A 25,856-nucleotide genomic window follows, 5' to 3' on the forward strand; every position below is an offset into this window, starting at 1 on the left:
CAGCCCGTCGAGGGAATCGGCCGATGGCAAATCGCTATAATGGCGCCATGTCCGAATTCCCCGAATCGCCGGCCGAGACCGAGCGCGCCGCGGCGCCCAGCGCGCCGGCGCGCCGCGCGATTGCCGCCCTACCCGACCAGCTCATCAGCCAAATCGCCGCGGGCGAGGTGGTCGAGCGGCCCGCGTCGGTCGTCAAGGAACTGCTCGAAAACGCGCTCGACGCCGGTGCCAAGACATTGCGCATCGTGCTCGATGCGGGCGGCGTCAAACGCATATCGATCACGGACGACGGCTGCGGCATTCCCCCCGCCGAGTTGCCGCTCGCGCTAATGCGCCACGCGACGAGCAAGATCCGCTCGCTCGCCGAACTCGAAGCCGTCGCGACGCTCGGGTTTCGAGGCGAGGCCCTGGCTTCGATCGCCTCCGTCGCCGAAATGTTCATCACGAGCCGCACGCCGGACGCGCCGCACGCGACGCGCATCGACGCGCAAACGGGCGTCTTGGCCCCCGCCGCGGGCGGCGTGGGCACGACGATCGAAGTGCGCGAGCTTTACTTCAACACGCCGGCGCGCCGAAAGTTCCTCAAGAGCGAGCAGACGGAACTCGGCCATTGCGTCGAAATGATCCGCCGCGCGGCGCTCGCGCGGCCCGACGTCGCCATCTCGGTCATGCATAACGGGCGCGCGCTCGAACATTGGAACGCGAGCGAGCCGGCCGTGCGGGTATCGAAAATACTCGGCGAGGCGTTCGCCACGGCGCACTTGCCGCTCGAACACGACGCCGGAGAAATCGCGCTGTACGGTTGCGCCGGGCTGCCCACGGCGAGCCGAGGCCGCGCTGATCAGCAATACTTCTTCGTGAACGGCCGGTTCGTGCGCGACAAGCTGCTTACGCACGCGGTGCGCTCGGCTTACGAAGACGTGCTTCACGGCGATCGCTATCCGTCGTATGTGCTGTTCCTCGATCTGCCGCCGGAGGCCGTCGACGTCAACGTGCATCCCTCGAAGATCGAAGTGCGGTTCCGCGATTCACGCTCGATTCACCAGTTCGTCTTCCATGCGTTGCAGCGCGCGCTCGCGCGGCACGCCGGCGCTTCGCCCGAAACGACGGCGCTCGGACATGCGGCGCAGATCGAGCCGTTGCCCGGCGCTCAGCCTGGGGCCGCGGCGGGCGCGTCGATTTCCGCGGCCAGCCGCGGCGGCACGACTTGGATGCGCGATTCGCGCATGGTGCAAGGCACGCTACCCGTGGCACAGCCGCTCGCGCTGTACGACGCGTTGTTCGGCCGCAAGGATGGCGCGCGCTCCGCGGACGGCGAGCAGCCGGGCGATACAGCGCCGCGCGAACGCATCGACGGCGCGCCGTGGCTGGCCTCGCCCGTCTCGCGCGACGGCGTGTTCGAAATGCGCGACGGCGGCGAGCAGGCGGCGCCTAGCGGCTTCGCAGCGATGCCGGCGCCGATGGCGGCCGACCTCGATCATCCGCTCGGATTCGCCATCGGTCAGATTCACGGCATCTACGTACTCGCGCAAAACGCGCGCGGCCTCGTCATCGTCGATATGCACGCCGCGCACGAACGCATTCTTTACGAGCAGTTCAAGCGCGCGCTGGCCGAGCGGACGGTAGCCGTGCAGCCGCTCTTGATTCCCGTTTCGATGACGGCCGATGCGGTCGAACTCGGCACGGTCGAGGAAGAGCGCGAAGCGCTCGATGCGCTCGGCTTCGATTTGGCCGCGCTTTCGCCGACGACGCTTGCGATCCGCGCCGTGCCGGCGCTGCTCAAGGATGCCGATCTGCCGGCCCTTGCGCGCGCCGTGCTGGCCGATTTGCATGCCTACGGCGGCTCGCGCGTGCTGACCGAGCATCAACACGAATTGCTCGGCACGCTCGCTTGCCATCACGCCGTACGCGCAAACCGGCGGCTCACGCTCGACGAGATGAATGCGCTGCTGCGCCAGATGGAAGCGACCGAGCGTGCCGACCAATGCAATCACGGCCGCCCGACCTGGTATCAACTGACGCTCGGCGATCTCGACCGTCTGTTCTTGCGCGGGCAGTAAGCGCGTGGACACGTCTCATCGTATTGCGGTGGCTTGCCTGCTGGGGCCGACGGCATCGGGCAAAACCGCGGCCGCCCTCGCCTTCGCGGCGAAGCGCCCGGCGGAAATCGTGAGCGTCGATTCGGCGCTCGTCTATCGCGAGATGGATATCGGCACGGCGAAGCCGACGCCGGACGAACGCGCACGCGTCCCGCATCACCTGATCGACATTCGGAAGCCGACCGAAGCCTATTCGGCGGCCGATTTCCGGGCCGACGCGTTGCAAGCGATCGGCGAGATCGTCGCGCGCGGCCGCGTGCCGTTACTCGTCGGCGGGACGATGTTGTACTACAAGGCGCTGACGCAGGGTCTGAACGACTTGCCGAGCGCCGACCCCGAGGTGCGCGCCTCATTGGAGGAGCAAGCGGCACGCGAAGGGTGGCCCGCGCTGCATAGCCGGCTCGCCGGCGTGGATCCCATCACGGCGGCACGCTTGGCGCCGAACGACGCGCAGCGGATTCAACGCGCGCTCGAGGTGTTCATGCTGACGGGGCAGCCGATGTCCGCCTTATTGGCCGCGCCCGAGCGCAAAGACGATGGGCTGCCGTACCGTTTCGTGCCGATCGCGCTCGAGCCGAGCGACCGGGCGGTACTGCACGCGCGTATCGAACAACGCTTCGACGCGATGCTGGAGGCGGGATTCGTCGATGAGGTGAAGCGGCTTCGCGCCCGAGGGGATCTCGATCCGAATCTGCCTTCGATGCGCTGTGTCGGCTATCGGCAGGTATGGGAATACTTGGACGGCGCGATCGATTACGCGACGATGCGCGACAAGGGTATTTTCGCCACGCGCCAGCTTTGCAAGCGGCAGCTTACGTGGCTTCGGTCGATGCCGGAGCGGGTGGTGATCGATTGCTGCGCGTCGAATGCGACCGAGGACGCGGTGGCCGCGATCGAGGCTGTCTTAGCCGGAAACGAGCCGCAATAAAAAAACCGCTTGGGTGATACCGAGCGGTTTTTCGTTCTACAGTTCGGATCACAGGACGAAAGAACCCGCCGCGGCGCGACCGCCGCGTGGATTCAGCATTAAACCACCACCGTCTGCGCCTCGCCTTCCCTGCTCGCACGCACGGTGCCGATCTTCCAAACCTGCTCGCCGGCCGCCGTCAATTCGCGCACGGCCTCGTCGGCCACGTCAGCGGCTACGATCACGGCCATGCCGATCCCGCAATTGAAGACGCGATGCATTTCCGCGTCGGCGACGCCGCCGTGCTGCTGCAACCACGTGAACAGCGGCGGCATCGGCCAGGCCGACGCTTGCAATTCGGCAGTCAGCCCCTCGCGCAGCACGCGCGGAACGTTCTCCACGAGCCCGCCGCCCGTGATGTGGGCCATGCCCTTCACCGTGATCTTTTGCATCAGCGCGAGCAGCGGCTTCACGTAGATGCGCGTCGGCGCCATCAGCGCGTCGGCGAGCGAGCGGCCATGGAAATCCGCCGACAAATCGGGGTTGGCGCGCTCGATGATCTTGCGCACGAGCGAGAACCCGTTCGAGTGAATACCGCTCGACGCGAGGCCCAGCACGACGTCGCCCGGGGCGATCGTGCTGCCGTCGATGATCGTGCTCTTTTCGACGGCGCCCACGGCAAAGCCCGCGAGATCGTATTCGCCGTCCGGATACATGCCCGGCATTTCGGCCGTTTCGCCGCCGATCAGCGCGCAGCCGGCGAGCTCGCAGCCCTGAGCGATGCCTTTCACGACCGTGGCGGCCGTGCCGACGTCGAGCTTGCCGCACGCGAAGTAATCGAGGAAGAACAGCGGCTCGGCGCCTTGCACGAGGATGTCGTTCACGCTCATGGCGACGAGATCCTGGCCGACCGTGTCGTGTTTGTTCAGATGAAACGCGAGCTTGAGCTTCGTGCCGACGCCGTCGGTGCCCGAAACGAGCACGGGCTCGCGGTACTTCTTCGGCACCTCGAACAGCGCGCCGAACCCGCCGATACCGGCTAGCACGCCTTCGCGCATCGTCTTTTTCGCGAAGGGCTTGATGGCGTCGACGAGCGCATCGCCGGCGTCGATGTCGACGCCCGCGTCGCGATACGACAGACCCTGGGCGCCGGCGTTGGCGTCCGATGCGGATTTCGGTTGATTCATGGGGAAGGGCGAGAAGGTCGGTAAAATGCGATTTTAACCGATGCAGACCGGGATACGCCTTTGTCGCAGAATTCACCGATTCTCACGCCCTACCAACGCCAGGCCTTGTTCTGGAGCGCGGTCGCGCTCGGCCTAGGCGTCTTGCTATGGCTGCTCAGCCCCGTTCTCACGCCGTTCCTGCTCGGCGCGATCCTGGCCTACATCCTGCAGCCCGGCGTCGCCTGGCTCGTCCGTCACCGCGTTCCGCGCGGGATCGCCGCGCTCTTGATGATGCTCGTGTTCGCGCTGATCGTCTCGCTGCTGGCGCTGCTCGTCTTGGCGGTCGTGCAAAAGGAAGGGCCCCAGCTCAAGGCGCAGATTCCCGGCCTGTTCTCGCATCTGCACGATTGGCTACAGCCTAAAATGGCCGCGCTCGGCTACGGCGACATCTTCGATTTCTCGAGCTTGCGCGACATGCTCACGGCCAAGCTCGAAGGCAGCGCCGAAACGGTCGCGCTGGCGGCGTGGAAGTCGCTGCGCACGAGCGGCAACGTCATGATCACCTTGATCGGCGACGGCGTCATGGTGCCGCTCGTGCTCTATTACCTCCTCTACGATTGGAATACGATGCTCGCGCGCCTCGCCTCGATCGTGCCCCGGCGCTGGCTGCCCAAGACGCTCGAGCTTGCCGTCGAGATGGATCGCACGCTCTCGCAGTACTTGCGCGGTCAATTGCTCGTGATGGGCGTACTCGCCGCCTACTACGGCATCGCCCTCACGGTCGCGGGCTTCGAGATCGCCTTGCCGATCGGCATCTTCACGGGGCTGGCCGTGTTCATTCCCTACGCCGGTTTCGCGACGGGCCTCGCGCTTGCGCTGCTGGCGGCGCTGTTGCAGTTCGGCTCCGTGTACGGTTTCGTCGCCGTGGCGATCGTCTACGGGATCGGGCAAATCCTCGAGAGCCTGTTTCTCACGCCGCGCCTCGTCGGCGAGCGCATCGGCCTGCATCCGCTCGCGGTCATCTTCGCCTTGCTCGCGTTCGGCCAGTTGTTCGGTTTTTTCGGGGTACTGCTCGCGCTCCCCGTCAGCGCCATCTTGTCGACCGCACTGCGCGAAGTACGGCGCGGCTACCTCGCGAGCACGCTTTATAAGAATTGATCGTTCCGGTTTCTCACATCGTGACTGTGCATCGCCAATTGACGCTCGACCTCGGCACGCCGCCGCCGTCGACGTTCGAAAACTTCTTCGCGGGCGCCAACGCGGAACTCGTCGCGCGACTTGCCGAGCTCGAAGGCGCGCTGGCGGCGGGCCCGCTCGCCGATCGCACGTTCTACGTCTGGGGCGAGAGCGGCAGCGGCCGCAGCCATTTGCTCTCCGCGCTCGTGCATAGCGCCGCGCCGGGCCGCGCCTCGTTTCTCGGCCCGCAAAGCGCGCTCACGGCGTTCACGTTCGATCCGGCCGTCGCGATCTATGCCGTCGACGACTGCGACAAGCTCTCGGGCGCGCAGCAGATCGCGCTGTTCAATTTGTTCAACGAGGTGCGCGCGCATCCGACGAGCGCGCTCGTCGCCACGGGCAACGCCGCGCCGCTCGGGCTCGCCGTGCGCGAGGACCTGCGCACGCGCCTCGGCTGGGGCCTCGTCTTTCACCTCGCCCCACTGCCCGACGAGCGCAAGAGCGCCGTGCTCAAACACGCGGCCAAGGAGCGCGGTATCGCACTGGCCGACGACGTGCCCGCCTACCTGCTGACGCACTTCCGGCGCGATATGCCGAGCCTCATGGCGCTGCTCGATGCGCTCGACCGTTTCTCGCTCGAGCAAAAACGCGCCATCACGCTGCCGTTGCTACGCACGATGCTCGCGTTGCCGGCCGACGACGCCCCACCCGAAGGCTCGCCGGCCGCGGCGAGCCGCTTCAAGTAAAATGCGCACTCATGACGAATCTCGCACTCTTCGACCTCGATCACACGCTCATCCCGACCGACAGCGACCACGAATGGGGTCGCTTCATCGTGAAGCTCGGCATTGTCAATGCCGACACCTATTTGCGTGACATCGATCGCTTCTACGCCGACTACAAGCGCGGCCAGCTCGACATCCACGCGTATCTCGAGACGATCCTCGCGCCGCTCGCCCATCGCTCGCGCGCCGAACTGGCCGCGTGGCACGAGCAGTTCATGCACGAGGTGATCAAGCCCGCCCTCACCCCCGTTGCGTTCGAGCTCGTGCGCGAACATCAGGACAAGGGCGACTTGTGCTGCATCGTCACGGCGACGAACGAATTCATCACGCGTCCGATCGCCGATGCGTTCGGCGTACCGATGCTGATCGCATGCGAAGTCGAAACGGTGGACGGCCAGCCGAACTCGCCGTTCACGGGACGCGGCACGGGCACGCCCAGCTATCGCGAGGGCAAGATCGTGCGCGTCGAGTCGTGGCTCGCCTCGCTCGGCAAACGTTGGGCCGACTTCGAACATAGCTACTTTTACAGCGATTCGCATAACGACATCCCGCTGCTCGAGAAGGTCACCGATCCGATCGCGACCAATCCCGACGCCACGCTGCGCGCGCATGCGCAAGCGAAGGGCTGGCGCATCCTCGATCTCTTCCAACCGTCGTGATCAAGAAACTCATCCGCAAGCTGCTCGGCCAAGATACGGATACGGCCGCGCCCGCGAGGGACGACTCCCTTGCCGAAGAGGCCGTCTGGACCGACGCCGCCACCGACGACGAAACGGCGCCGAAGCCGCGCCGCAAGAAGGCGCGGCCCGAGAAACGCGCGAGCGCGCCGGGGCCCGATGCGCCCGTGATCTTGTCGTCCGACGTTCATGGCATCGATCCGTCGCTGATCTCGCGCAACGCCGTGCGAGTCACCGACACGTTGCAGCAGGCCGGCTACCGCGCATTCATCGTGGGCGGCGCCGTGCGCGACCTGCTGCTCGGTATCGCGCCGAAGGATTTCGACGTCGCCACGGACGCGACCCCCGAACAGGTCCAGCGTTTGTTCCGCCGGGCTCGGTTGATCGGCCGGCGCTTCCAGATCGTACACGTGCAGTTCGGGCAGGAGATCATCGAGGTCTCCACGTTCCGCGCCTTGGTGGATGCCCCGAAGGAAGCGCCCTCGGAGGATGCCACACCCAAGCGCCTGCGCCGCGACGAACTCGACCGGCGCACGCACGCCGTCGATGCGAGCGGGCGCGTGCTGCGCGACAACGTCTGGGGCGAGCAACACGAAGACGCGACCCGGCGCGACTTCACGATCAACGCGATGTATTACGACCCGGCGACGCAGACGGTTCTCGATTATCACAACGGCATGGGCGACGTACGCGCGCGCCTGCTGCGGATGATCGGCGATCCCGCCACGCGCTATCGCGAGGATCCGGTCCGGATGCTGCGCGTCGTGCGATTCGCGGCCAAGCTCGGGTTCGAGATCGAGGAAGCCACGCGCGCCCCGATCGAGCCGCTGGCAGATCTCATCCATAACGTGCCGGCCGCGCGTCTGTTCGACGAGATGCTCAAGCTGCTGCTGTCGGGCCATGCGTTGGCGTGCCTCAAGCAATTGCGCAAGCACGGCCTGCATCACGGCTTGCTGCCGCTGCTCGACGTCGTGCTGGAGCAGCCGCACGGCGAATCGTTCATCACACTCGCGCTGAACAGCACCGATGCGCGTGTGAGAGCCGGCAAAGGCGTCTCGCCCGGGTTCCTATTCGCGACGCTGCTCTGGCACGATGTTCAGCAGCGTGCGCAGCAATATGAAGCGAACGGCGAGTTTCCGGTCCCCGCGCTCCACCACGCGATGGACGACGTGCTCGAGATGCAAACCGAGAAGCTGGCGATCCACAAGCGGTTCTCGGCCGACATGCGCGAGATTTGGGGATTGCAGGCGCGCCTCGAAAAACGCTCCGGCCGCAGCCCGCTGAAGCTCATCGAACACCAAAGATTTAGAGCGGGTTATGATTTCCTCCTGTTACGGTGCGAATCGGGCGAACTCGATCCCGCGATCGGCGCGTGGTGGACATCCTTCCTAGAAGGCACCCCCGCCGAGCGCGAGACGCTGTTGTCGCAAGGCGGCCGCGAACGCGGACCGCGCAAGCGGCGCCGCCGCGGTGGGCGCAGTCGCAAGAGCGGTGAAGGCGAGAGCGCCGACACGCTGGACGCGCCGAGCTCGCAAGAAGACTGAACGGGCGGCGCATTGCCGCCGTACGCCAAGTCAGGAAGTCGTAGGAAGCCATGCCATGACGGTTGCTTATCTCGGTCTAGGCGCGAACCTAGGGGATGCTCGCCAATCCCTGAAGGATGCGGTCGTCTGCCTCGCCCAGCAGCATGCCATCACCGTGCTTGCGAAATCGAGCTTGTACCGCACCGCGCCGATCGATGCCGGCGGCGACGATTACTACAATTTGGTCGTCAAGCTCGAAACGTCGCTCAGCGCGCCGGCCCTGCTCGCCCTCTGTCATCGGATCGAGCATCATTTCGGCCGCGAGCGCCCCTTTCGCAACGCGCCGCGGACGCTCGATCTCGATATCGTTCTGTACGGCGATGCGCGCATGGACGAGCCCGATCTCGTCATCCCGCATCCGCGCGCCCACCAGCGCGCCTTCGTGCTCGTGCCGTTGGTCGAAATCGACCCCGAGATCGTCATCCCCGGTCATGGCCGGGCCGAAGCGTTGCTGCCGGGCGTCGCCGACCAACGCATCGAAAAAGTGAAGACCTGCTGCTGCCCCGTGGCCGACGCGCTGGCGAGGGCGGCGAAAAAGGCCGTGGGCGCGTGCGGCAAGGATCGCGCCGCGTCCGGCGACGCGGCGGCCTCGGAAGCGTCGGCCGCCACCCATGGCGGTCACTCTTGATGCCGTCCAATGCCCCGCCCGTGACGGTGACGGCGCCCGATTTGCGCGCCCCGCATCGCTACATCGCCGTCGAGGGCCCGATCGGGGTCGGCAAGACATCGCTCGTGCAGCGGCTGGCCGAGCGTTGGCCGATGCGTCCGCTCCTCGAGAAGCCGGAGGACAATCCGTTTCTCGCCCGCTTTTACGGCGACATGCCGCGCTACGCATTGTCGACCGAACTTCAATTTGCGATACAGCGCGCGCAAGAAGCCGGGCAAACGGCCGATATCCTGGCGCACGGCGGCGCGGTCGTTACCGATTTCATCGCGCAAAAAAGCGGCATCTTCGCGCGACTCACGCTCGATGACGACGAGTGGCGCCTTTACGAAGCGCTCGTGGGGCGCATCGCGCTCGGCGATGCGCCTGTCCCGGACCTCGTCATCCATCTGCAGGCGAGCCCGCCGACGTTGCTCTCGCGCGTTCACAAGCGCGCCCGAGCCGACGAGGCGCGCATCACGGAAGCGTATCTGCGCGAGCTCGGCGACGCTTACGACCAGTTTTTCTATCACTATGACGACAGCCCCGTGCTGACCGTCAATACCGAGCACCTCGATCTGCTGGACTCCGACGCGGATTTCGCCCTGCTGCTCGAGCACATCGAGACCATGCGCGGGCGCAAGGCAAGCTTCGTCAAAGCGCTTTAATATCCGCTCCGGCAGCGCGCTCGCGCTAATTTTCCTTTCTGAATGCGAGACCTTCGATGACCTATTTGCAGGAATCCAACCGGCCGAAGATTACAGTGCCGAAACTGCAAGCGATGCGCGAGGCGGGCGAAAAAATCACGATGCTGACCTGCTACGACGCGAGCTTCGCCGCCCTGCTCGATCGTGCCGGCGTGGACGTGCAGTTGATCGGCGATTCGCTCGGCAATGTCATTCAAGGCCAAAGCACCACGCTGCCCGTGACGCTCGCCGACATCGCCTATCACACCGCCTGCGTCGCGCGTGTGCAACCGCGCGGCCTCATCGTCGCCGACCTGCCGTTCGGTACCTATGGGACGCCCGCCGATGCGTTCGCGAGCGCCGTCGAATTGATGCGGGCGGGCGCGCAAATGGTGAAGCTCGAAGGCGGCGAATGGCTGGCCGAGACGATCCGTTTCCTCGTCGAACGGTCGGTGCCGGTATGCGCGCACCTTGGGCTCACGCCGCAATCGGTGCACGCGTTCGGCGGCTTCAAGGTGCAAGGCAAGACCGAGGAAGGCGCGCAGCAATTGCTGCGCGATGCGCTCGCGGTGCAAAACGCGGGGGCGCAACTGATCGTGCTCGAAGCGATTCCGGCCGCCGTGGCCGGCGAGGTGACGCGCGCCGTCGCGATCCCGACGATCGGCATCGGCGCCGGCGTCGATTGTTCGGGCCAAGTGCTCGTCTTGCACGACATGCTCGGGGTCTTCCCCGGCAAGCCGGCTCGCTTCGTCAAGGACTTCATGGCGGGTGCGCCCAGCATCGGCGCCGCCATCGAGGCTTATGTGAAGGCCGTGAAGGACGGCTCGTTTCCCGGACCCGAGCACATCTTCTAATAAAAGACGCGGGGCGCCGTCTCGGCATCGGCAACGGCGCCGAGGAGGAACAGGCCCGGCTTTATGCGTTTCTCATAATCCGCGCCGGCAAAGCGCCGCGCAGCGCATTGCACACGATGACGGCTTGCGCGCTTTGCAAATCGGCTTGCGTTAGCGTCCGCTCGCGCGCGCCCATCGCCGCGTCCTCGAGCAGCACTTGCCGCATGATGCCGGGCAGCAAGCCCGCCGAGAGCGGCGGCGTGTACCAGCGTCCATCGAGCTTGACGAAGACGTTCGAGCGGCCGCCCTCGGTCAGCTCGCCTCGCTCGTTGAAGAACAGCGCATCGAAGGCGCCGAACGTTTCGGCGAGTCGCCATGCGCGGTCGTACTCGGCGCGCGAGGTCGTCTTGTGACGCAGCAAGTAGTCGATTCGGCGCATCGGCGCGAAGCCGTGCTCCGCGGCGAGTATCACGCCGACGGGGGCATCGGCATCTTGCTCGCGGCCCGCATCGGCGAGGCGGGGCACCGGACCGAGCGGCCCGCCGACGATCTCCGCCTGGCCACCCTTGCTCAGCGCGAGCCGCACACGGTGCGCAACGCCTGCCGCCAATTGCCCGCAATGCTCGGCGAGCCGCGCGCGCAGCGCCGCCGCATCGAACGCGAAGCCCAGTTCGGCGGCACTCGCGCCAAGGCGAGCGAGATGCCGCTCGAGATAGCGAACGCCGTCCGCTCGCGTCGCATGCATCGTCTCGAACAATTGCAGGCCCGGATCCGCATCCGTTAGGAACTTCGCCTTGAGCCGGCACTCGGCATACTCGTCGAGCGCCACGCTATCGAGCACGATGCCGCCGCCCACACCCATCGTTCCACGCCGCGTACCGCCGGCACCTGTAGGCGCATCGAGCGTCAATGTGCGGATCGCCACCGATAGGCAAAAATCGCCGCATACCGGCGTATGAACGTCGCCTTCCCGATCGTCATCGCTCCGGGCGGGCGGCGGCGCGTCTATCCAGCCGATCATGCCCGTATAGAGCCCGCGCGGCGTCGTCTCGATTTGATCGATGAGCTGCATGGTCCGGTGCTTCGGCGCGCCGGTGATCGAGCCGCATGGAAAGAGCGCACGCAGGATATCGGCGAACGACGTGCGCTCGCGCAACTCGGCCTCGATCGTCGAAGTCATCGCCCAAATCGAAGGATAGGGCTCCACCGAAAAGAGCGCGGGCACGCACACCGAGCCCGTCTTCGCCACGCGCGACAAGTCGTTGCGCAGCAGGTCGACGATCATGAGATTCTCGGCCCGATTCTTAGGATCCGTGCGCAAGAAGTCCGCCGCCCGGGCGTCGTCCTCGGGCGACGCGCCGCGCGCCGTCGTTCCCTTCATCGGCCGGGTACGCAAGCGCTCCCCGTTCTTTTCCACGAAAAGCTCGGGCGAGCACGAGAGCACCCACTGATCGCCCGGCAACGCGACGAGCGCGCCATACCGGACCGGCTGCCGCGCACGTAAGCGCCGATACAGGCCGATCGGCGAACCGAACGCGTCGAAGCCAAGCCGATAGGTGTAATTGATTTGGTAGGATTCGCCGGCGCGCAAGGCTTCGTGTACGGCCGCGATCGCTTCGACGAACGCGTCGCGCGTCACGCTCTCGACCACGTTGACCGCGCTCGCGACGGATGGCGGCGCGAGTGCGGCCGTCTCGTCGGCGCTGCTCGACGACCCCTGCAAACCGCCATCGAGTTCGGCCAGCCACGCGTCGACCTGTTCGCGCGAGCATCGCTCGCACCGCGCGAACAATAAAAAACGCAGCGGGGCGTCACCGCCGCGCTGCGTGAAATGAATGGCTGGCCGCGCTGCCGAAAGCGAGCGCCGCTGACCGAACTCCAGATCTCGTCCGAACTCGTATTCGCCAAGCACGACCGCATGCAATCCCGCGCGCATATCGCGCTCGAGTTCGGCGCATACCGCATCGAGCATTGCCGCGTCCGCGCACACATGCTCGCGCACGAAGCCCGTATAGAGGCGGCTCGTCGGCGTCGCCGCGCTCGCCTCGCAGTCGTCGAGCAGCACAAAAGGCGCGCCGCGCTCTTCTACGTTCATTTACGTTGTCCGTCGGCGCGCCCGCGCGGCAGTTCACACGGAACGCGCGGCCGATCGGCCCGCCGGCCGATCAATCGAAAAAGCTCTTCACGCGGTCGAACCAGCTCTTGCTTTGCGGGCTATGCCGCGGCCCGCCCTCCACGAGCGACTTCTCGAATTGCTTGAGCAGATCGCGTTGCGTGTCGGTGAGCTTGACGGGCGTCTCGACTTGCACGTGCACGTACAAATCGCCAGGTACGCTCGAGCGCAAGCCCTTGATACCCTTGCCGCGCAAGCGGAACGTCTTGCCCGACTGCGTTCCCTCGGGCACGGTGAACGTCGCGCGGCCCGCGAGCGTCGGCACTTCGATCTCGCCGCCGAGCGCCGCCGTCGTGAACGGAATCGGCATTTGGCAGTGCAGATCGTCGCCATCGCGCTCGAAGACGGTATGCGCCTTGATATGGATCTCGACGTACAAATCTCCCGGCGGCCCGCCGTTGACGCCCGGCTCGCCGTTGCCCGACGAGCGGATGCGCATGCCGTCGTCGATCCCGGCCGGAATCTTGACCTCGAGCGTCTTCGTTTCCTTCACCTTGCCCGCGCCGTGGCAGTTCAAGCACGGATCGGGGATATAGGTGCCGCTGCCGTGACACTTGGGACACGTCTGCTGGATGCTGAAAAAGCCTTGCGACATGCGCACGGCACCCGAGCCGTTACAGGTCGGACACGTTTCGGGCTTCGTACCCGGCTTGGCGCCCGAACCATGGCAGATCTCGCACGAGACCCAGCTCGGCACGCGGATCTGCGTCTCGCAGCCGTGCGCGGCTTGCTCGAGCGTGATTTCCATGCTGTAGCGCAAGTCGGCGCCGCGATACACCTGCGGACCCGCGCGTCCACGGCCCGCGCCGCCGGCCGCCTGCCCGAAGATGTCGCCGAAGATATCGCCGAACGCATCGGCGAAACCGCCGAAACCTTGGGCGCCGGCGGCCCCGGCCATGTTCGGATCGACGCCGGCATGGCCGTACTGGTCGTAGGCCGCGCGCTTTTGCGCGTCCGAGAGCATTTCATAGGCTTCCTTCGCCTCTTTGAAACGCTCCTCGGCATTCTTGTTGTCGGGGTTGCGGTCGGGGTGGTACTTCATCGCGAGCTTGCGATACGCCTTCTTGATCTCGTCGTCGCTCGCATTCTTGGCAACGCCCAGAACCTCGTAGTAATCCCGTTTCGCCATCGGTTCACCGCCGGTTCGCGCGTGTCGCGCGACCGCTCCTTTCGCATACTGTGGAGTCTTGCGACTCGTTAGACAGGCGCCGCGAGGCCCGCATCAACCGGCCAAGCGTCCCGCCCTCCATAAAACAAATGTGCCCGGAGAACCCGAAGGCCCGCCAGGCGTCGATTCGGCCGGTCGTTTCGCGAGAAACGCCGGCCGCTTCACGGCGCGAGAACGCAACCGTCGGTTAGTCCTTCTTCACTTCCTTGAACTCGGCATCCACCACGTCGTCCTCGGGCTTGCTCGTGCCTTGGCCGGCGCTCGCACCGGCCGACGCGCCGCCGGCAGCCGCACCCGCGGCGCCTTGAGCCTGCATGTCGGCGTACATCTTCTCGCCGAGCTTTTGCGACGCGGTGGCAAGCGCTTCGATCTTCGCTTCGAGCGCGGCCTTATCGGCCGAGCTGCTCTTGAGCGATTCCTCGAGGTCCTTCAACGCCGACTCGATCTTTTCCTTTTCGGAAGCGTCGATCTTCTCGCCGTACTCCGTCAAGGCCTTCTTCGTGCTGTGCACGAGCGCATCGCCTTGGTTGCGGGCATCGGCCAATTCGCGCAAACGGTGATCTTCCTCGGCGTTCGCCTCGGCATCCTTCACCATCTTCTCGATCTCGGCTTCCGACAAGCCCGAGTTCGCCTTGATGGTGATCTTGTTTTCCTTGCCCGTCGCCTTGTCCTTCGCGCCCACGTGCAAGATACCGTTCGCGTCGATGTCGAACGTCACCTCGATTTGCGGCACGCCGCGCGGCGCCGGCGGGATCCCTTCGAGGTTGAATTCGCCCAGCAGCTTATTGCCGGCGGCCATCTCGCGTTCGCCTTGGAACACCTTGATCGTCACGGCCGATTGGTTATCGTCCGCCGTCGAATACACTTGCGAGTGCTTCGTCGGGATCGTCGTGTTCTTGTTGATCATCTTCGTCATCACGCCGCCGAGCGTTTCGATGCCGAGCGAAAGCGGCGTCACGTCGAGCAGCAGCACGTCCTTGCGTTCGCCCGAGAGCACTTGCCCTTGAATCGCGGCGCCCACCGCCACGGCTTCGTCCGGGTTCACGTCACGGCGCGGCTCCTTGCCGAAGAACTCCTTCACCGTGTCTTGCACCTTCGGCATACGCGTCATACCGCCGACGAGGATCACGTCGTCGATATCGCCCACCTTCACGCCGGCATCCTTGATCGCGATGCGGCACGGCTCGACCGTGCGCGCGATCAGGTCTTCGACGAGCGCCTCGAGCTTGGCGCGCGTGATCTTCAGGTTCAAGTGCTTCGGACCCGACGCATCCGCCGTGATGTACGGCAGATTGATTTCGGTCTGCTGGCTCGACGACAACTCGATCTTCGCCTTTTCGGCCGCTTCCTTCAGACGTTGCAGCGCGAGCACGTCCTTCGACAGATCGACGCCCTGCTCCTTCTTGAACTCGCCGATGATGTAATCGATGATGCGCTGGTCGAAGTCTTCGCCGCCGAGGAACGTATCGCCGTTCGTCGAGAGTACCTCGAACTGCATTTCACCGTCGACGTCGGCGATCTCGATAATCGAGACGTCGAACGTGCCGCCGCCGAGGTCATACACGGCGATCTTGCGGTCGCCCTTTTCGGCCTTGTCCAAGCCGAACGCCAGCGCGGCCGCCGTCGGTTCGTTGATGATCCGCTTGACTTCCAGGCCCGCAATGCGGCCCGCGTCCTTCGTGGCTTGACGCTGGCTGTCGTTGAAGTAGGCCGGCACCGTGATCACGGCTTCGGTGACGGGTTCGCCCAGGTAATCCTCGGCCGTCTTCTTCATCTTGCGCAGCACTTCCGCGGAAATCTGCGGCGGCGCGAGCTTTTGGCCATGCGCCTCGACCCAGGCGTCGCCGTTGTCGGCCTTGATGATCTTGTAGGGCATCAAGCCGATGTCCTTTTGGACTTCCTTTTCCTCGAAGCGGCGGCCGATCAGGCGCTTGACCGCGAACAGCGTGTTCTTCGGGTTCGTCACCGACTGGCGCTTAGCCGGCGCGCCGACGAGAATCTCGTTGTCGTCCATGTAGGCGATGATCGAGGGGGTCGTACGCGCGCCCTCCGAGTTCTCGATCACTTTCACCTGATTGCCTTCCATCAACGCCACGCACGAGTTCGTGGTGCCGAGGTCGATGCCGATAATCTTGCCCATTTTTCCTGATCTCCGAAATATTCGATCGCTTCGACGCAGCGGCGCATCTTTTGTGCAACCGCCCGCTCAATTCAAACCTGCACTCAACATGTGTGCTGACGCACCGTTTTCAAGACCGTGCCGAACGGCCGCGGCGCGTTACTTCGGCTGTGCAACGGTCACGAGCGCGGGACGCAAGACTCGATCGGCGATGACGTAGCCCTTTTGCAGCACCGAGACGACCGTGTTCGGCTCTTGCTCGGCCGGTACCATCGAAATGGCTTGGTGGCGGTGCGGATCGAATTTTTCGCCCACCGGGTTGACCGCCACGACGCGGCCCTTTTCCATGGCGCTCGCGAGCTGGCGCAACGTCAGCTCGACGCCTTCGCGCAGCTTGGCGGGATCGCCCGACGTATCCGCGAGCGCGGCTTCGAGGCTATCGAGCACCGGCAGCAGATGTTCGGCAAAACCTTCGATCGCGAACTTGCGGGCCTTGCTCACGTCCTCGGCGGCGCGACGGCGGACGTTTTCGGTCTCGGCTTTGGCGCGCAAGTAGCTCTCGTTCAGTTCCGTAATCTTCGCCTGAGCCTCGGCGAGCGGGTCGGCACCCGCGGCGCCGGGCTGCTGAGCCTGGCCCGCGGCCGCTTGCGCCGCCGCGTTCTCGGCCGCGCCTTGCTGAGCGGCTTGTTCCGGGGTTTGCGGTTGCTGGCTGGCCGAATTGTCTTGCGTATTTTCCATGTCGCTGAAAATCGTCCAAAAAGTGAAATCGATGCGATGGCTGGCCGACGCGGCATCCGCCGGACCGCCAGGCAACAGAGCGGCCGACGCTCGCGAGCCGTTGCCGAAAAACGACGTTGCCATCGCGCGTCGCGGGGCAAATGGGGGCGACCGGAGGCCTTTCAACCCCTTGACCGCCCATTTTTTGCACCCCAAGGCGCAAACCTCGAAACGAACGGTAACAACGCTTACGGCGCTTCCGTCAAAACGGCGTTGAGCGCCATCGTGGTTTGCCCTAAACTGACTTCATGCGTTTCGCGTCCGGCCACACCGGGCTCCGAACGCCGCCGCCATACCCATCCGACCGCTTGCGTCCGTAGCGTCTTTCTCCGCGTGAGGGAGTACCGTGAAACTGACCTTTGCCATCGCGGTGGTCGCTCTGGTACTCGTCGCGGGAACCACGACCATCTGCTTATCCGGCGCAGTGACCGACTGCACGACGGAATACGGGGGCGCGCACGCGGCGTTCGATTCGCTGTTTAGTCCCCACCCGAAAGCTTGTCGATGACGCGCCGGTCGCGTTTCGTGGGTCGTCCCTGCAGCCCGGCCGCGGGCTCCCGGTAGGTCCGGCGCCGCTCCGCTTCGGCCTCCCGCTTGACCCGGCTCTCGGCCGTCTCGGCATACAGCGTTTGCGCCACGCTCGCCGGCCCGCGCACGTCGCAGACGCCCAGGACCTGAATTTCCCAGACGGTTCGCTCGATCTCGACCGCGACCAAATCGCCGACGCGAACTTCCTTGGCGGGCTTGACGGCCGCACCGCCGATGCGCACGCGCCCTTTTTCGACGGCGTCGGCCGCCAGCGAGCGCGTTTTGAAAAACCGGGCGGCCCAGAGCCACTTGTCGATACGCATGCGCGCACCCGGTTCGGTCGAAATCTTGTAGTTCATCGCAGCATTGCCTTGGAAATCGAAGGAGCGCAGCCCAGATAGCGACGCACGCAACGACCCTGCCCGAGCCGGCGCGCCCGCGAGCGTACCGTCCGCCCGTTCACGCGGGGGCGCCCGCCGGCACGCTTTCAAGCACCGGCCAGCCTTGCAGTTGCTGCGCGACGATTTCGCCGAGCGCCGCGATCCACGCCTGCGACGCGTTCAGACAGGCGATTCGATGAAATTCCTTCCCGCCGGCATGGAGAAACTCGTCGCGCACCTCGAGACCGATCTCCTCGATCGTTTCGAGGCAATCCGCCGTGAAGCCGGGGCAGAACACGTCGGCCCGCCGTACGCCCGCGGCGCCCAGTTCGCGCAGCGTCGGCGCCGTATAGGGTTGCAGCCATTCCGCGCGGCCGAAGCGCGACTGAAACGTCACGCGGCATTCGGTGGGCGTGAGGCCGAGCGTCGCCATCAGCAGCGCGGCCGTGGTGCGGCACTGATCGTGGTAGGGATCGCCGAGATCGAGCGTGCGTTTGGGCACGCCATGGAAACTGAGCACGAGCTTGTCGCCGGCCGCGAAATCGGGCTGACCGTGCGCCGCCCAGTAACGCCGGACTTGTTCGGCCAGTGCCGCGATATAGGCCGGGTGGTCGGCGTAGTGACGCACCGTGCGCACTTCGAGTTGATTGCGCATCCGGGCCAGCGCGGCGAACGCGGCGTCGAACGCCGTTGCCGTCGTGGACGACGAATATTGCGGATACATCGGCATCAGCAACACGCGCTCGGCGCCCGCGAGCTTCAGTTGGCCGAGCATTGCGCCGATGCCGGGCGTGCCGTAGCGCATCGCGTAATCGACTAGCACCCGGTAGCCGTTCGCATGCAGCAACTGGCGCAGCGCCTCCGTTTGCTTTTCGGTGTGCACGCGCAACGGCGAGCCCTCGGGCATCCAGACCGAGGCGTATTTCTTTGCCGACGAACGGCCGCGCAAGGGCAAGATCAACCCGCGCAGCAGCGGCTGCCAGAGGAGGGCCGGAATTTCGACGACGCGCGGATCGGACAGGAACTGCGCCAGGTAGCGGCGCACGGCGCGCGGGGTCGGCGCGTCGGGTGTGCCGAGATTGATCAGCAACACCGCGACGCGATGCGAGGCGGCGGGCTGCGACGGCAACTCGAGATCGAAACGCATGAGCAATAGGAAGCGCCCGAGGGCGAGGCTTGAGCGCGGCACGAAGCCTGCGCCGCTTAGGTTGACGTGAGGGTCATTATAGCGGGGGCCCGCACGGCGCCGAATCGGCCGTTCGGCCAATGGCGCGCGCCCGGGATCGCGGGCACGATGACGGTCACGGCAGCCGAAGGCCGGAGCGGCGCGGGTGGGAGGCCGGTCTCGGCCCGTTCAAGGCTGGCTCAGCGCCGTCGAAAGTAGGCGCGCGGTAATGTCGACGATCGGAATGACGCGGTTGTATGCCATCCGCGTCGGTCCGATCACGCCGAGGGTGCCGACGATCTTGCCGTTCACCTCGTAGGGCGCCGTCACGACGCTCATCTGTTCGATCGGCACGAGCGTGGATTCGCCGCCGATGAAGATCTGCACGCCTTGCGCGTGGCTCGACACATCGAGCAATTGAAGGAGGCTCGTCTTTTGATCGAATACGTCGAACAGCTTGCGCAGGCGCGCCATGTCGGACGAGAGGTCCGCCACCTCGAGCAAATTGCGCTCGCCCGAGATCAGTACGGTCTCGCTTTCGTCGCTCTCCTCGGTGCTGGCGGTGACGGCCGCGTGCATCAGCGCCGTCATGTCGCCGCGCAACTGGTCGATTTCCTCGCGCAGCCGCCGGCGCACCTCGTCGAACGAGAGCCCGCCGAAATGCGCATTGATATAGTTCGACGCCTCGATCAGTTGCGACGGCGTGTAGTCGCGCTGGGTCGCCATCATGCGGTTCTGCACGTCGCCTTCCGGCGTCACGATGATGAGCAAGATACGCTTGTCCGACAACCGCATGAACTCGATCTGCTTGAACACATGGCTGCGGCGCGGCGTCATCACGACGCCCGCGAACTGCGACAGATTGGACAGGACGCTCGCCGCGGCGGCAACGACCTTCTGCGGCTCGCCCGGCTTCAACGTCTTGCGCACGGCCCGCTCCACGGCCTCGTCGTCCTGAATCGGCTCGACGGTCAGCATCGTGTCGACGAACAGCCGGTAGCCGCGCGGCGTCGGGATCCGGCCGGCCGACGTATGGGGACTCGCGACCAGCCCCAGCTCCTCGAGATCCGACATCACGTTGCGGATCGTCGCGGGGCTCAACTCGAGCCCCGAGTAGCGCGACAGCGTGCGCGAGCCGACAGGCTGGCCTTCGGCGATATAGCGCTCGATCAGCGTTTTGAGGAGAGTTTGTGCGCGGGGTTCTAGCATGACGCAAAATTTTAGCCAAACAACGTGCCCCCCGCGAGCGCAGGGCAGCGCTCGAGCGTTCGCATGCGCACGGCGTGACGAGCACGCCGGTCACACGCGACACGGTGCCGGCGACGGGCGCGCCTGGCCGCCGGCGTCTTATCGGGACATCGTCATTCTAGCGACAAATCGGCCCGGCGGGACGAGGTGAGCCGCGGCGCCGCGCCAGGACAAACCACGACGACGGTTCTTTTCGACACCCACCTATGGTGTAATGCCGGCATGGAAATTGGCAGCCAATTCAAGACCGTGGCCCTCGTGGGTCGCAGCAATACGCCAGGCATCGGTGAGCCGCTGACGGCGCTCGCCACCTGCATCGAGAAGCGCGGCTTTCAAGTCGTGTTCGAGGCCGAGACAGCCCGGGACATCGGCGTCACGGGCTATCCCGCGCTGACGCCCGCCGAGATCGGGGCGCGCGCCGACGTAGCCGTCGTGCTCGGCGGCGACGGGACGATGCTCGGGATCGGCCGGCAACTGGCGCCGTACCGCACCCCGCTCATCGGCGTGAACCAGGGGCGCCTCGGCTTCATCACCGACATCCCGATCTCCGAGATGAGCCAGCGCGTATCCCAAATGCTGGCGGGCAGTTTCGAGCGCGAGGAGCGCACGCTGCTCGAGGCGCGCATCATGCGCGAGGGCGAGCCCATCTACCACGCGCTCGCGTTCAACGACGTCGTCGTGAACCGGAGCGGCTTTTCGGGGATGGCCGAGCTGCGGGTATCGGTTGACGGGCGCTTCATGTATATCCAGCGCTCGGACGGGCTCATCGTCGCCACGCCCACGGGCTCGACGGCCTATGCGCTGTCGTCGCAAGGACCGATTCTGCATCCGCAACTGCAAGGCGTCGTGCTGGTGCCGATCGCCCCGCACGCGCTGTCGAACCGGCCGATCGTGCTGCCCGACGACTCGAATGTGAGCATTCAGATCATCGGCGGGCGCGACGTCAACGTGAATTTCGACATGCAATCGTTCACCGCGGTCAAATTGAACGACACGATCGAGGTGCGCCGCTCGCGGCATACGGTGCCCTTCCTGCACCCGGTCGGCTACAGCTACTATGCGACGTTGCGGCAAAAGCTGCACTGGAACGAGCACCCCTCGGACGAGCAGGGCGATGCCCAGGCCACGTAACCCGGCGGGCCGCCCTAGTTGCCGGACCCGCACGAAACGCCGTTAATACGATACCCATGCTCCGCCACCTCTCGATACGCGACTTCGTGATCGTCGCCGCGCTCGATTTAGAATTCGATCGCGGCTTTACCGTGTTTTCCGGCGAAACCGGCGCAGGCAAATCGATTCTCATCGACGCGCTCGCGCTCACGCTAGGCGCGCGCGCCGACGCCGACGTCGTTCGCACGGGCGCGACGCGCGCCGACCTCACCGCCGAATTCGATGCCGGCCCGCACGTGGCCCAGTGGCTCGACGCGCATGCGCTCGGCGGCGAGGAGCCCGCCGGCGAGAGCCGTGTACTGCTGCGCCGCGTCGTCGACGCGAACGGGCGCTCGCGCGCCTTCATCAACGGCACGCCGGCCACGCTGACCCAGTTGCGCGAGGTCGGCGAGATGCTCGTCGACATTCACGGCCAGCATGCGCACCAGCTACTCATGCGGCCTGACGCCCAGCGCACGCTGTTCGATACCCATTCGGGTCTGACGGCGCTCGCGGCCGGAGTGGCCCGCGCCCATCGCGCGTGGCGCGACGCCCAGCAAGCGCTGGAGACGGCCAGCTCGCGCGATCGAGAATTGCAGCTCGAACGCGAGCGCCTCGCCTGGCAACTCACCGAACTGGACAAGCTGGCGCCGCAGCCGGGCGAGTGGGAGGAAATTAGCAGCGAGCATCGCCGCCTCGCCCATTCGGCCAACCTCATCGAGGGGGTGCGCGGCGCGCTGGACGCGCTCTCGGAAGCCGACGAGGCGATGATCGGCCAGCTCGGCTCGATTATTTCGAAGCTGCGCGATCTCGCTGAAATCGACCCGCAACTCGGCGATGCGCTCGCCGCGCTCGAACCGGCCGAAATTCAGTTGCGCGAAGGCGCTTACTCGCTTACGCACTATGCGCAGCGGCTCGAACTCGACCCGGACCGGCTCGCACAAGTCGAGCAGCGTCTAGACGCCCTGCACTCGCTGGCACGCAAATTCCGCCTGCCGCCCGAAACGCTGCCGCAAGAGCACGAGGCCCGCCGCGCGCAGCTCGCGGCGCTCGATGCCGCCGCCGACCTCGATGCCCTCACGACCGCGGTCGAAAAAGCGCGGCAAGCCTATATGACCGAGGCCAAGCAGTTGTCGAAAGCGCGCGCGAAGGCGGCCAAAGCGCTGGGCGCGGCGGTCACGACGGGCATGCAGGAATTGTCGATGGCCGGCGGCAGCTTCGAAGTGGCGCTCGTGCCGCTTGCCGAAGGCGGCGCCCACGGCCTCGAGCAGGTCGAATTCCGCGTCGCGGGCCACGCCGGGGTGCCGCTGCGGCCGCTGGCCAAAGTCGCATCCGGGGGCGAACTGGCCCGGATCAGCCTCGCGCTGGCCGTCATCGCGAGCGCCGCGAGCCCCACGCCCACGCTGATCTTCGACGAAGTCGATACGGGGATCGGCGGCGGCGTGGCGGAAGTCGTCGGCCGTCTGCTCCATCAACTGGGACGCCAGCGGCAGGTGCTTTGCGTGACGCACTTGCCGCAAGTCGCCGCGCGCGGCGACCATCACTTCCAAGTGGCGAAGGCTTCGGGCTCGAACGGCACGACGCTCTCGACCGTCGTCGCGCTCGATCACGCGAGCCGTATCGAGGAAGTCGCCCGCATGCTGGGCGGGCTGGAGATCACGGCGACGACACGCCGCCACGCCAAGGAAATGCTGGCAGCCTAATAAAAGAGGGAGGACGGCGTGCCGGCGGCGCGGTACCGCGCCCGAGCCACGGTGGCGCCGCCCTTGCCCTATCCGAACACGCGCCGCCAGAGCCCCAGCACCGTCTCGCGCTCCCGCGCGACGCGCTCATGCGGCACGCAGGCTTTTTCCATGCCGTCGAGCCGCAATTGATGCTGCAGCTTCCGATAGGTTCGATAAGCCGCACCGACGGCCTCCGCTTCATCGGCACTCATGAGCCCGAAGCGCGCCACCTCGCGCAAAAGTGCGATATTGCCCGTGTTGCGGATCAGTTCGGAGTCGTGCGCCGCATGCAGCAGAACCCAGTACTGAACGACGAACTCGATATCGACCATGCCGCCGCGATCGTGCTTGACGTCGAAAAGCTCGCCGCGGTTTGGATGACCGGCCGCCACGCGCTCGCGCATCGCCACGATCTCCGCCGCGAGCGGTCCGCTTTCGCGAGGCGTCGTCAGCACACGATGACGAATGTCCTCGAACTCGCGCCCGATCCGCGCATCGCCCGCGCAAAAGCGCGCGCGCGTGAGCGCCTGATGCTCCCACACCCAAGCCGTATTGGCCGCGTCGCCCTCGCGCAACTGATAGCGCCGGAACGCCCCGAGGTCGGTGATCAGCAAACCCGATTCGCCATTCGGCCGAAGCCGCAAGTCGATATCGAACAGCGTGCCGGCGCCGGTCGCCGTCGTCAGCCAGGTAATGAGCCGGCGCGTAAAGGTCGAGTAGATGTCGGCGGCCGCGTCGTCGGGGTCGTCGTACAGAAAGATCAAGTCGAGATCGGACGCATAGCCGAGCTCCTTGCCGCCCAATTTGCCGTAGGCGATCACCGCCACGCGCGGCACGTCGCGATGACGCTTGGGCAGTTGCTGCCAAACCGCGTCGAGCGTGACGTCGAGAACCGAATCGGCCAGTTCCGATAAGCGATCGCTCACCTGCTCCACGGTCAACCGGCCCGCGAGGTCGAGCAGCAAAATCCGGAAGACCTCGGCCTGGTGCGCATGGCGCAGCAAGTCCATTTGTTGCTCCACGCCGTCGGCCGCGGCCAGACGCGAACGCAGCGATGCCCTGAATTCCGGCCAATCGAAGGGACTGCCGATCGCCTCGTCGTCGAGCAGTTCGTCGAGCAACTGCGGGTGACGGATCAAATAACCGGCAGCCCAGCGCGATCCGGCCAAGACGTCGAGCACGCGTTCGAGCGCCGCCGGATATTCGTTGAGCAGCGCAAGGTAGGCGCCGCGGCGGCCCACGGCTTCGAGCAAATCGATCATCCGGGCAAGCGTCGCGGCGCGCTTGGCGCGAGGCTCCATCGCCGCCACGGCGTCCAGCGCCCGGGCCGCGATCGTGTCGAAACGCTCGCGATTGCGCTCCGGGAGTCCTTGATAGCGCGCCGAACGGCGCACCGCGCTCAAACGCGCATGCACCTCGCCGGCATCGTCGAAGCCGGCCGCGCTCAAGCGCGCGATCGTTTGTTCGTCCGCCGCATCGTCTTCGAGGGCGCAATCCCACACCTCGCCGGCCCGCACCGATCCCGTCCCGCCGTTGCCCCCGCCTTGCCCGTGCGCACCGGCTTTGTCGGCGAAGATTTGGTCGAATTGCGCCTCGACCCGCTCTCGATGATCATCGAGCACGGCCGCGAGCCCGGCGAAATCGGAAAAGCCCAGCGTGGCGGCGAGCCGCGCGCGCTCCGCGGCATCGACGGGCAGCGCGTGAGTTTGCGCATCGTTGCGATACTGAAGCCGGTGCTCGAGCGCGCGCAGAAAGCGATAGGCGTTCGAGAGTTCCGCGCAAACGGACGGCGCGATCAACCCGCGCGCCGCCGCGTGCCGCAGGACGGCGAGCGTCGGCCGGATCCGGAAGCCCGCATCTTGACCGCCGCGGATCAATTGGAACACCTGCGCGCTGAACTCGATCTCGCGGATACCGCCGCGCCCGAGCTTGATGTCGTCGGCCTTCTCGGGCCGCATCGTCGCGCGGCGCTGCGCTTCGTCACGGATTTGCCGGTGCAGCGAACGGATGGCGTCGATGACGCCGAAGTCGAGATAGCGCCGATAGACGAACGGCTTGACGAGCGCTTCGAGCTGCCCGGCAAGGCGCCGCGCCGCTTCGCTCGCTTGCTCGGACACGAGCCGGCCCTTGATCCAGGCGTAGCGTTCCCATTCGCGCCCTTGCACGTAGAAGTACTCCTCCAACATGCCGAGGCTGCATACGAGCGGCCCCGAGTCGCCGTTCGGGCGCAGTCGCATATCGACGCGAAACACATAGCCGTCGGCCGTCGCCTCGGCCAATGCGCCGATCAGCCGGCGGCCGAGCCGGGTGAAGAACTCCTGCGTCGAAATGGCGGCGCGGCTCCCGCCCGCGGTTTCGCCGTCATCCTCGTACACGAAGATGAGATCGATATCGGATGAAACGTTCAACTCCCGGCCGCCGAGCTTGCCCATACCGACCACGCCGAGGGTCAGGCGATCGCCGTCCGCCCCGCGCGGTTCGCCGTATAGCGCTTCCAATTCCCGGGAAAGGACGTCGATCGCCCGCTGGATCGCGGCCTCGGCCAAATCGGTCATCGTCGCCGTCACCTCGGCGACCTCGGCCCGTCCGGCCAAATCGCGCTCCATGACCGCGCAAAAAACCTCGGTGCGCAACCGGCGCAAGGCGCCGCGCAGCGCATCTTCGCTGACCGGCGCATCCTCAGCCACGCCTTCGCGCCGGCGATGCTCGGCAATCAGTTCGCGCAGACGCGTATCGATCCGCTCTCGCGTGATCGGCGCCTCGGCCCAGGCGGCGATGCGCGCCGCCAGCTCGGGACGCGCGGCAATCGCCCGGGCGGCATAGGAAGAATAGGCGGAACTCAGCAGTGCGGCGTCAGTCATGAATAGGCG

The 25,856-nt window shown here is 65.9% G+C and carries 19 protein-coding genes and 1 pseudogene; 11 read left to right on the forward strand and 9 right to left on the reverse strand.

All coding sequences use genetic code 11. The annotated features are described in order from the left end of the window. Positions 1–110 precede the first annotated feature (110 nt). Together mutL and miaA are read left to right on the forward strand one after the other, a co-directional pair. A pseudogene (gene mutL / locus DXT59_RS09295) lies at positions 111–2,060 on the forward strand (DNA mismatch repair endonuclease MutL); the annotation flags it as partial. Positions 2,061–2,064: 4 nt separating this feature from the next. Further along, on the forward strand, positions 2,065–3,027 hold the full coding sequence (gene miaA / locus DXT59_RS09300) for a tRNA (adenosine(37)-N6)-dimethylallyltransferase MiaA (protein WP_116136630.1): 963 nt from the start codon (positions 2,065–2,067) through the stop codon (positions 3,025–3,027). A 98-nt stretch (positions 3,028–3,125) separates the two neighbouring features. Here the strand turns inward: miaA and purM are convergent, their stop codons facing one another. Beyond that, positions 3,126–4,193: a phosphoribosylformylglycinamidine cyclo-ligase gene (gene purM / locus DXT59_RS09305; RefSeq protein WP_116136631.1), complete on the reverse strand. Its 1,068-nt coding sequence runs from the start codon at positions 4,191–4,193 to the stop codon at positions 3,126–3,128. Positions 4,194–4,253: 60 nt separating this feature from the next. Between purM and DXT59_RS09310 the strand changes: the two genes are divergently transcribed. The 7 genes from DXT59_RS09310 to panB are packed head-to-tail and all read left to right on the forward strand — an operon-like array spanning position 4,254 to position 10,576. Then, positions 4,254–5,330 carry an AI-2E family transporter gene (locus DXT59_RS09310; protein WP_116136632.1) on the forward strand — a complete coding sequence of 359 codons (1,077 nt, stop codon included), beginning with the start codon at positions 4,254–4,256 and terminating at the stop codon, positions 5,328–5,330. Positions 5,331–5,350: 20 nt separating this feature from the next. Continuing rightward, on the forward strand, positions 5,351–6,094 hold the full coding sequence (gene hda / locus DXT59_RS09315; RefSeq protein ID WP_205417394.1) for a DnaA regulatory inactivator Hda: 744 nt from the start codon (positions 5,351–5,353) through the stop codon (positions 6,092–6,094). A gap of 11 nt (positions 6,095–6,105) precedes the next feature. Continuing rightward, positions 6,106–6,792 (forward strand): histidinol-phosphatase, encoded by a 687-nt coding sequence (locus tag DXT59_RS09320; RefSeq protein ID WP_116136634.1) that lies wholly within the window; start codon positions 6,106–6,108, stop codon positions 6,790–6,792. Further along, positions 6,789–8,354, forward strand: coding sequence for a polynucleotide adenylyltransferase PcnB (pcnB, locus tag DXT59_RS09325; RefSeq protein ID WP_162878008.1), 1,566 nt, complete (start codon positions 6,789–6,791; stop codon positions 8,352–8,354). The genes DXT59_RS09320 and pcnB overlap by 4 nt, the downstream gene beginning before the upstream one ends. A 55-nt stretch (positions 8,355–8,409) precedes the next feature. Then, entirely contained in the window at positions 8,410–9,021 is a 612-nt protein-coding gene (gene folK / locus DXT59_RS09330; RefSeq protein WP_116136635.1) for a 2-amino-4-hydroxy-6-hydroxymethyldihydropteridine diphosphokinase, read from the forward strand. Next, positions 9,021–9,704: a deoxynucleoside kinase gene (locus tag DXT59_RS09335; RefSeq protein WP_116136636.1), complete on the forward strand. Its 684-nt coding sequence runs from the start codon at positions 9,021–9,023 to the stop codon at positions 9,702–9,704. The genes folK and DXT59_RS09335 overlap by 1 nt, the downstream gene beginning before the upstream one ends. Positions 9,705–9,760: 56 nt before the next feature. Then, positions 9,761–10,576, forward strand: coding sequence for a 3-methyl-2-oxobutanoate hydroxymethyltransferase (panB, locus tag DXT59_RS09340; protein ID WP_116136637.1), 816 nt, complete (start codon positions 9,761–9,763; stop codon positions 10,574–10,576). Between the two features lie 61 nt (positions 10,577–10,637). On the opposite strand, the gene pabB is transcribed toward panB, so the two are convergent. The 7 genes from pabB to hrcA all read right to left on the reverse strand — a co-directional run bounded on the left by pabB (position 10,638) and on the right by hrcA (position 20,074). Next, positions 10,638–12,650, reverse strand: a complete 2,013-nt coding sequence (gene pabB / locus DXT59_RS09345; protein ID WP_116136638.1) for an aminodeoxychorismate synthase component I — start codon at positions 12,648–12,650, stop codon at positions 10,638–10,640. A 70-nt stretch (positions 12,651–12,720) separates the two neighbouring features. Beyond that, on the reverse strand, positions 12,721–13,857 hold the full coding sequence (gene dnaJ, locus DXT59_RS09350; RefSeq protein ID WP_116136639.1) for a molecular chaperone DnaJ: 1,137 nt from the start codon (positions 13,855–13,857) through the stop codon (positions 12,721–12,723). A 226-nt stretch (positions 13,858–14,083) separates the two neighbouring features. Beyond that, positions 14,084–16,036: a molecular chaperone DnaK gene (gene dnaK / locus DXT59_RS09355; RefSeq protein WP_116136640.1), complete on the reverse strand. Its 1,953-nt coding sequence runs from the start codon at positions 16,034–16,036 to the stop codon at positions 14,084–14,086. A 138-nt stretch (positions 16,037–16,174) separates the two neighbouring features. Further along, positions 16,175–16,753: a nucleotide exchange factor GrpE gene (gene grpE / locus DXT59_RS09360; RefSeq protein ID WP_116136766.1), complete on the reverse strand. Its 579-nt coding sequence runs from the start codon at positions 16,751–16,753 to the stop codon at positions 16,175–16,177. Between the two features lie 518 nt (positions 16,754–17,271). Beyond that, positions 17,272–17,679 (reverse strand): RNA-binding S4 domain-containing protein, encoded by a 408-nt coding sequence (locus DXT59_RS09365; RefSeq protein WP_116136641.1) that lies wholly within the window; start codon positions 17,677–17,679, stop codon positions 17,272–17,274. 100 nt (positions 17,680–17,779) lie between these two features. Continuing rightward, positions 17,780–18,847, reverse strand: coding sequence for a ferrochelatase (hemH, locus tag DXT59_RS09370; RefSeq protein ID WP_116136767.1), 1,068 nt, complete (start codon positions 18,845–18,847; stop codon positions 17,780–17,782). 207 nt (positions 18,848–19,054) lie between these two features. Further along, positions 19,055–20,074 (reverse strand): heat-inducible transcriptional repressor HrcA, encoded by a 1,020-nt coding sequence (hrcA, locus tag DXT59_RS09375; RefSeq protein ID WP_116136642.1) that lies wholly within the window; start codon positions 20,072–20,074, stop codon positions 19,055–19,057. A 261-nt stretch (positions 20,075–20,335) separates the two neighbouring features. On the opposite strand from hrcA, the gene DXT59_RS09380 reads away from it, so the two are divergent. Next, the gene (locus DXT59_RS09380) at positions 20,336–21,244 is read left to right on the forward strand and encodes an NAD kinase (RefSeq protein WP_116136643.1); all 909 of its coding nucleotides are present in this window, start codon (positions 20,336–20,338) and stop codon (positions 21,242–21,244) included. A gap of 56 nt (positions 21,245–21,300) precedes the next feature. Beyond that, on the forward strand, positions 21,301–22,965 hold the full coding sequence (gene recN, locus DXT59_RS09385) for a DNA repair protein RecN (RefSeq protein ID WP_116136644.1): 1,665 nt from the start codon (positions 21,301–21,303) through the stop codon (positions 22,963–22,965). A 68-nt stretch (positions 22,966–23,033) separates the two neighbouring features. Here the strand turns inward: recN and glnE are convergent, their stop codons facing one another. Then, the gene (gene glnE / locus DXT59_RS09390; RefSeq protein WP_116136645.1) at positions 23,034–25,847 is read right to left on the reverse strand and encodes a bifunctional [glutamate--ammonia ligase]-adenylyl-L-tyrosine phosphorylase/[glutamate--ammonia-ligase] adenylyltransferase; all 2,814 of its coding nucleotides are present in this window, start codon (positions 25,845–25,847) and stop codon (positions 23,034–23,036) included. Positions 25,848–25,856 lie beyond the last annotated feature (9 nt).

Origin of the sequence: Trinickia diaoshuihuensis (genome assembly GCF_003390925.1) — a bacterium.
GTDB classification, from domain to species: domain Bacteria; phylum Pseudomonadota; class Gammaproteobacteria; order Burkholderiales; family Burkholderiaceae; genus Trinickia; species Trinickia diaoshuihuensis.

Bases quoted from the DNA above. Each gene is read 5' to 3' on its own strand.
- hemH (WP_116136767.1), bottom strand. From the start codon at position 18,847: ATGCGTTTCGATCTCGAGTTGCCGTCGCAGCCCGCCGCCTCGCATCGC.
- DXT59_RS09335 (WP_116136636.1), top strand. From the start codon at position 9,021: ATGCCGTCCAATGCCCCGCCCGTGACGGTGACGGCGCCCGATTTGCGC.
- pabB (WP_116136638.1), bottom strand. From the start codon at position 12,650: ATGAACGTAGAAGAGCGCGGCGCGCCTTTTGTGCTGCTCGACGACTGC.
- dnaJ (WP_116136639.1), bottom strand. From the start codon at position 13,857: ATGGCGAAACGGGATTACTACGAGGTTCTGGGCGTTGCCAAGAATGCG.
- folK (WP_116136635.1), top strand. From the start codon at position 8,410: ATGACGGTTGCTTATCTCGGTCTAGGCGCGAACCTAGGGGATGCTCGC.
- hrcA (WP_116136642.1), bottom strand. From the start codon at position 20,074: ATGCTAGAACCCCGCGCACAAACTCTCCTCAAAACGCTGATCGAGCGC.
- dnaK (WP_116136640.1), bottom strand. From the start codon at position 16,036: ATGGGCAAGATTATCGGCATCGACCTCGGCACCACGAACTCGTGCGTG.
- recN (WP_116136644.1), top strand. From the start codon at position 21,301: ATGCTCCGCCACCTCTCGATACGCGACTTCGTGATCGTCGCCGCGCTC.
- glnE (WP_116136645.1), bottom strand. From the start codon at position 25,847: ATGACTGACGCCGCACTGCTGAGTTCCGCCTATTCTTCCTATGCCGCC.
- DXT59_RS09380 (WP_116136643.1), top strand. From the start codon at position 20,336: ATGGAAATTGGCAGCCAATTCAAGACCGTGGCCCTCGTGGGTCGCAGC.
- grpE (WP_116136766.1), bottom strand. From the start codon at position 16,753: ATGGAAAATACGCAAGACAATTCGGCCAGCCAGCAACCGCAAACCCCG.
- panB (WP_116136637.1), top strand. From the start codon at position 9,761: ATGACCTATTTGCAGGAATCCAACCGGCCGAAGATTACAGTGCCGAAA.
- DXT59_RS09365 (WP_116136641.1), bottom strand. From the start codon at position 17,679: ATGAACTACAAGATTTCGACCGAACCGGGTGCGCGCATGCGTATCGAC.
- purM (WP_116136631.1), bottom strand. From the start codon at position 4,193: ATGAATCAACCGAAATCCGCATCGGACGCCAACGCCGGCGCCCAGGGT.
- DXT59_RS09320 (WP_116136634.1), top strand. From the start codon at position 6,106: ATGACGAATCTCGCACTCTTCGACCTCGATCACACGCTCATCCCGACC.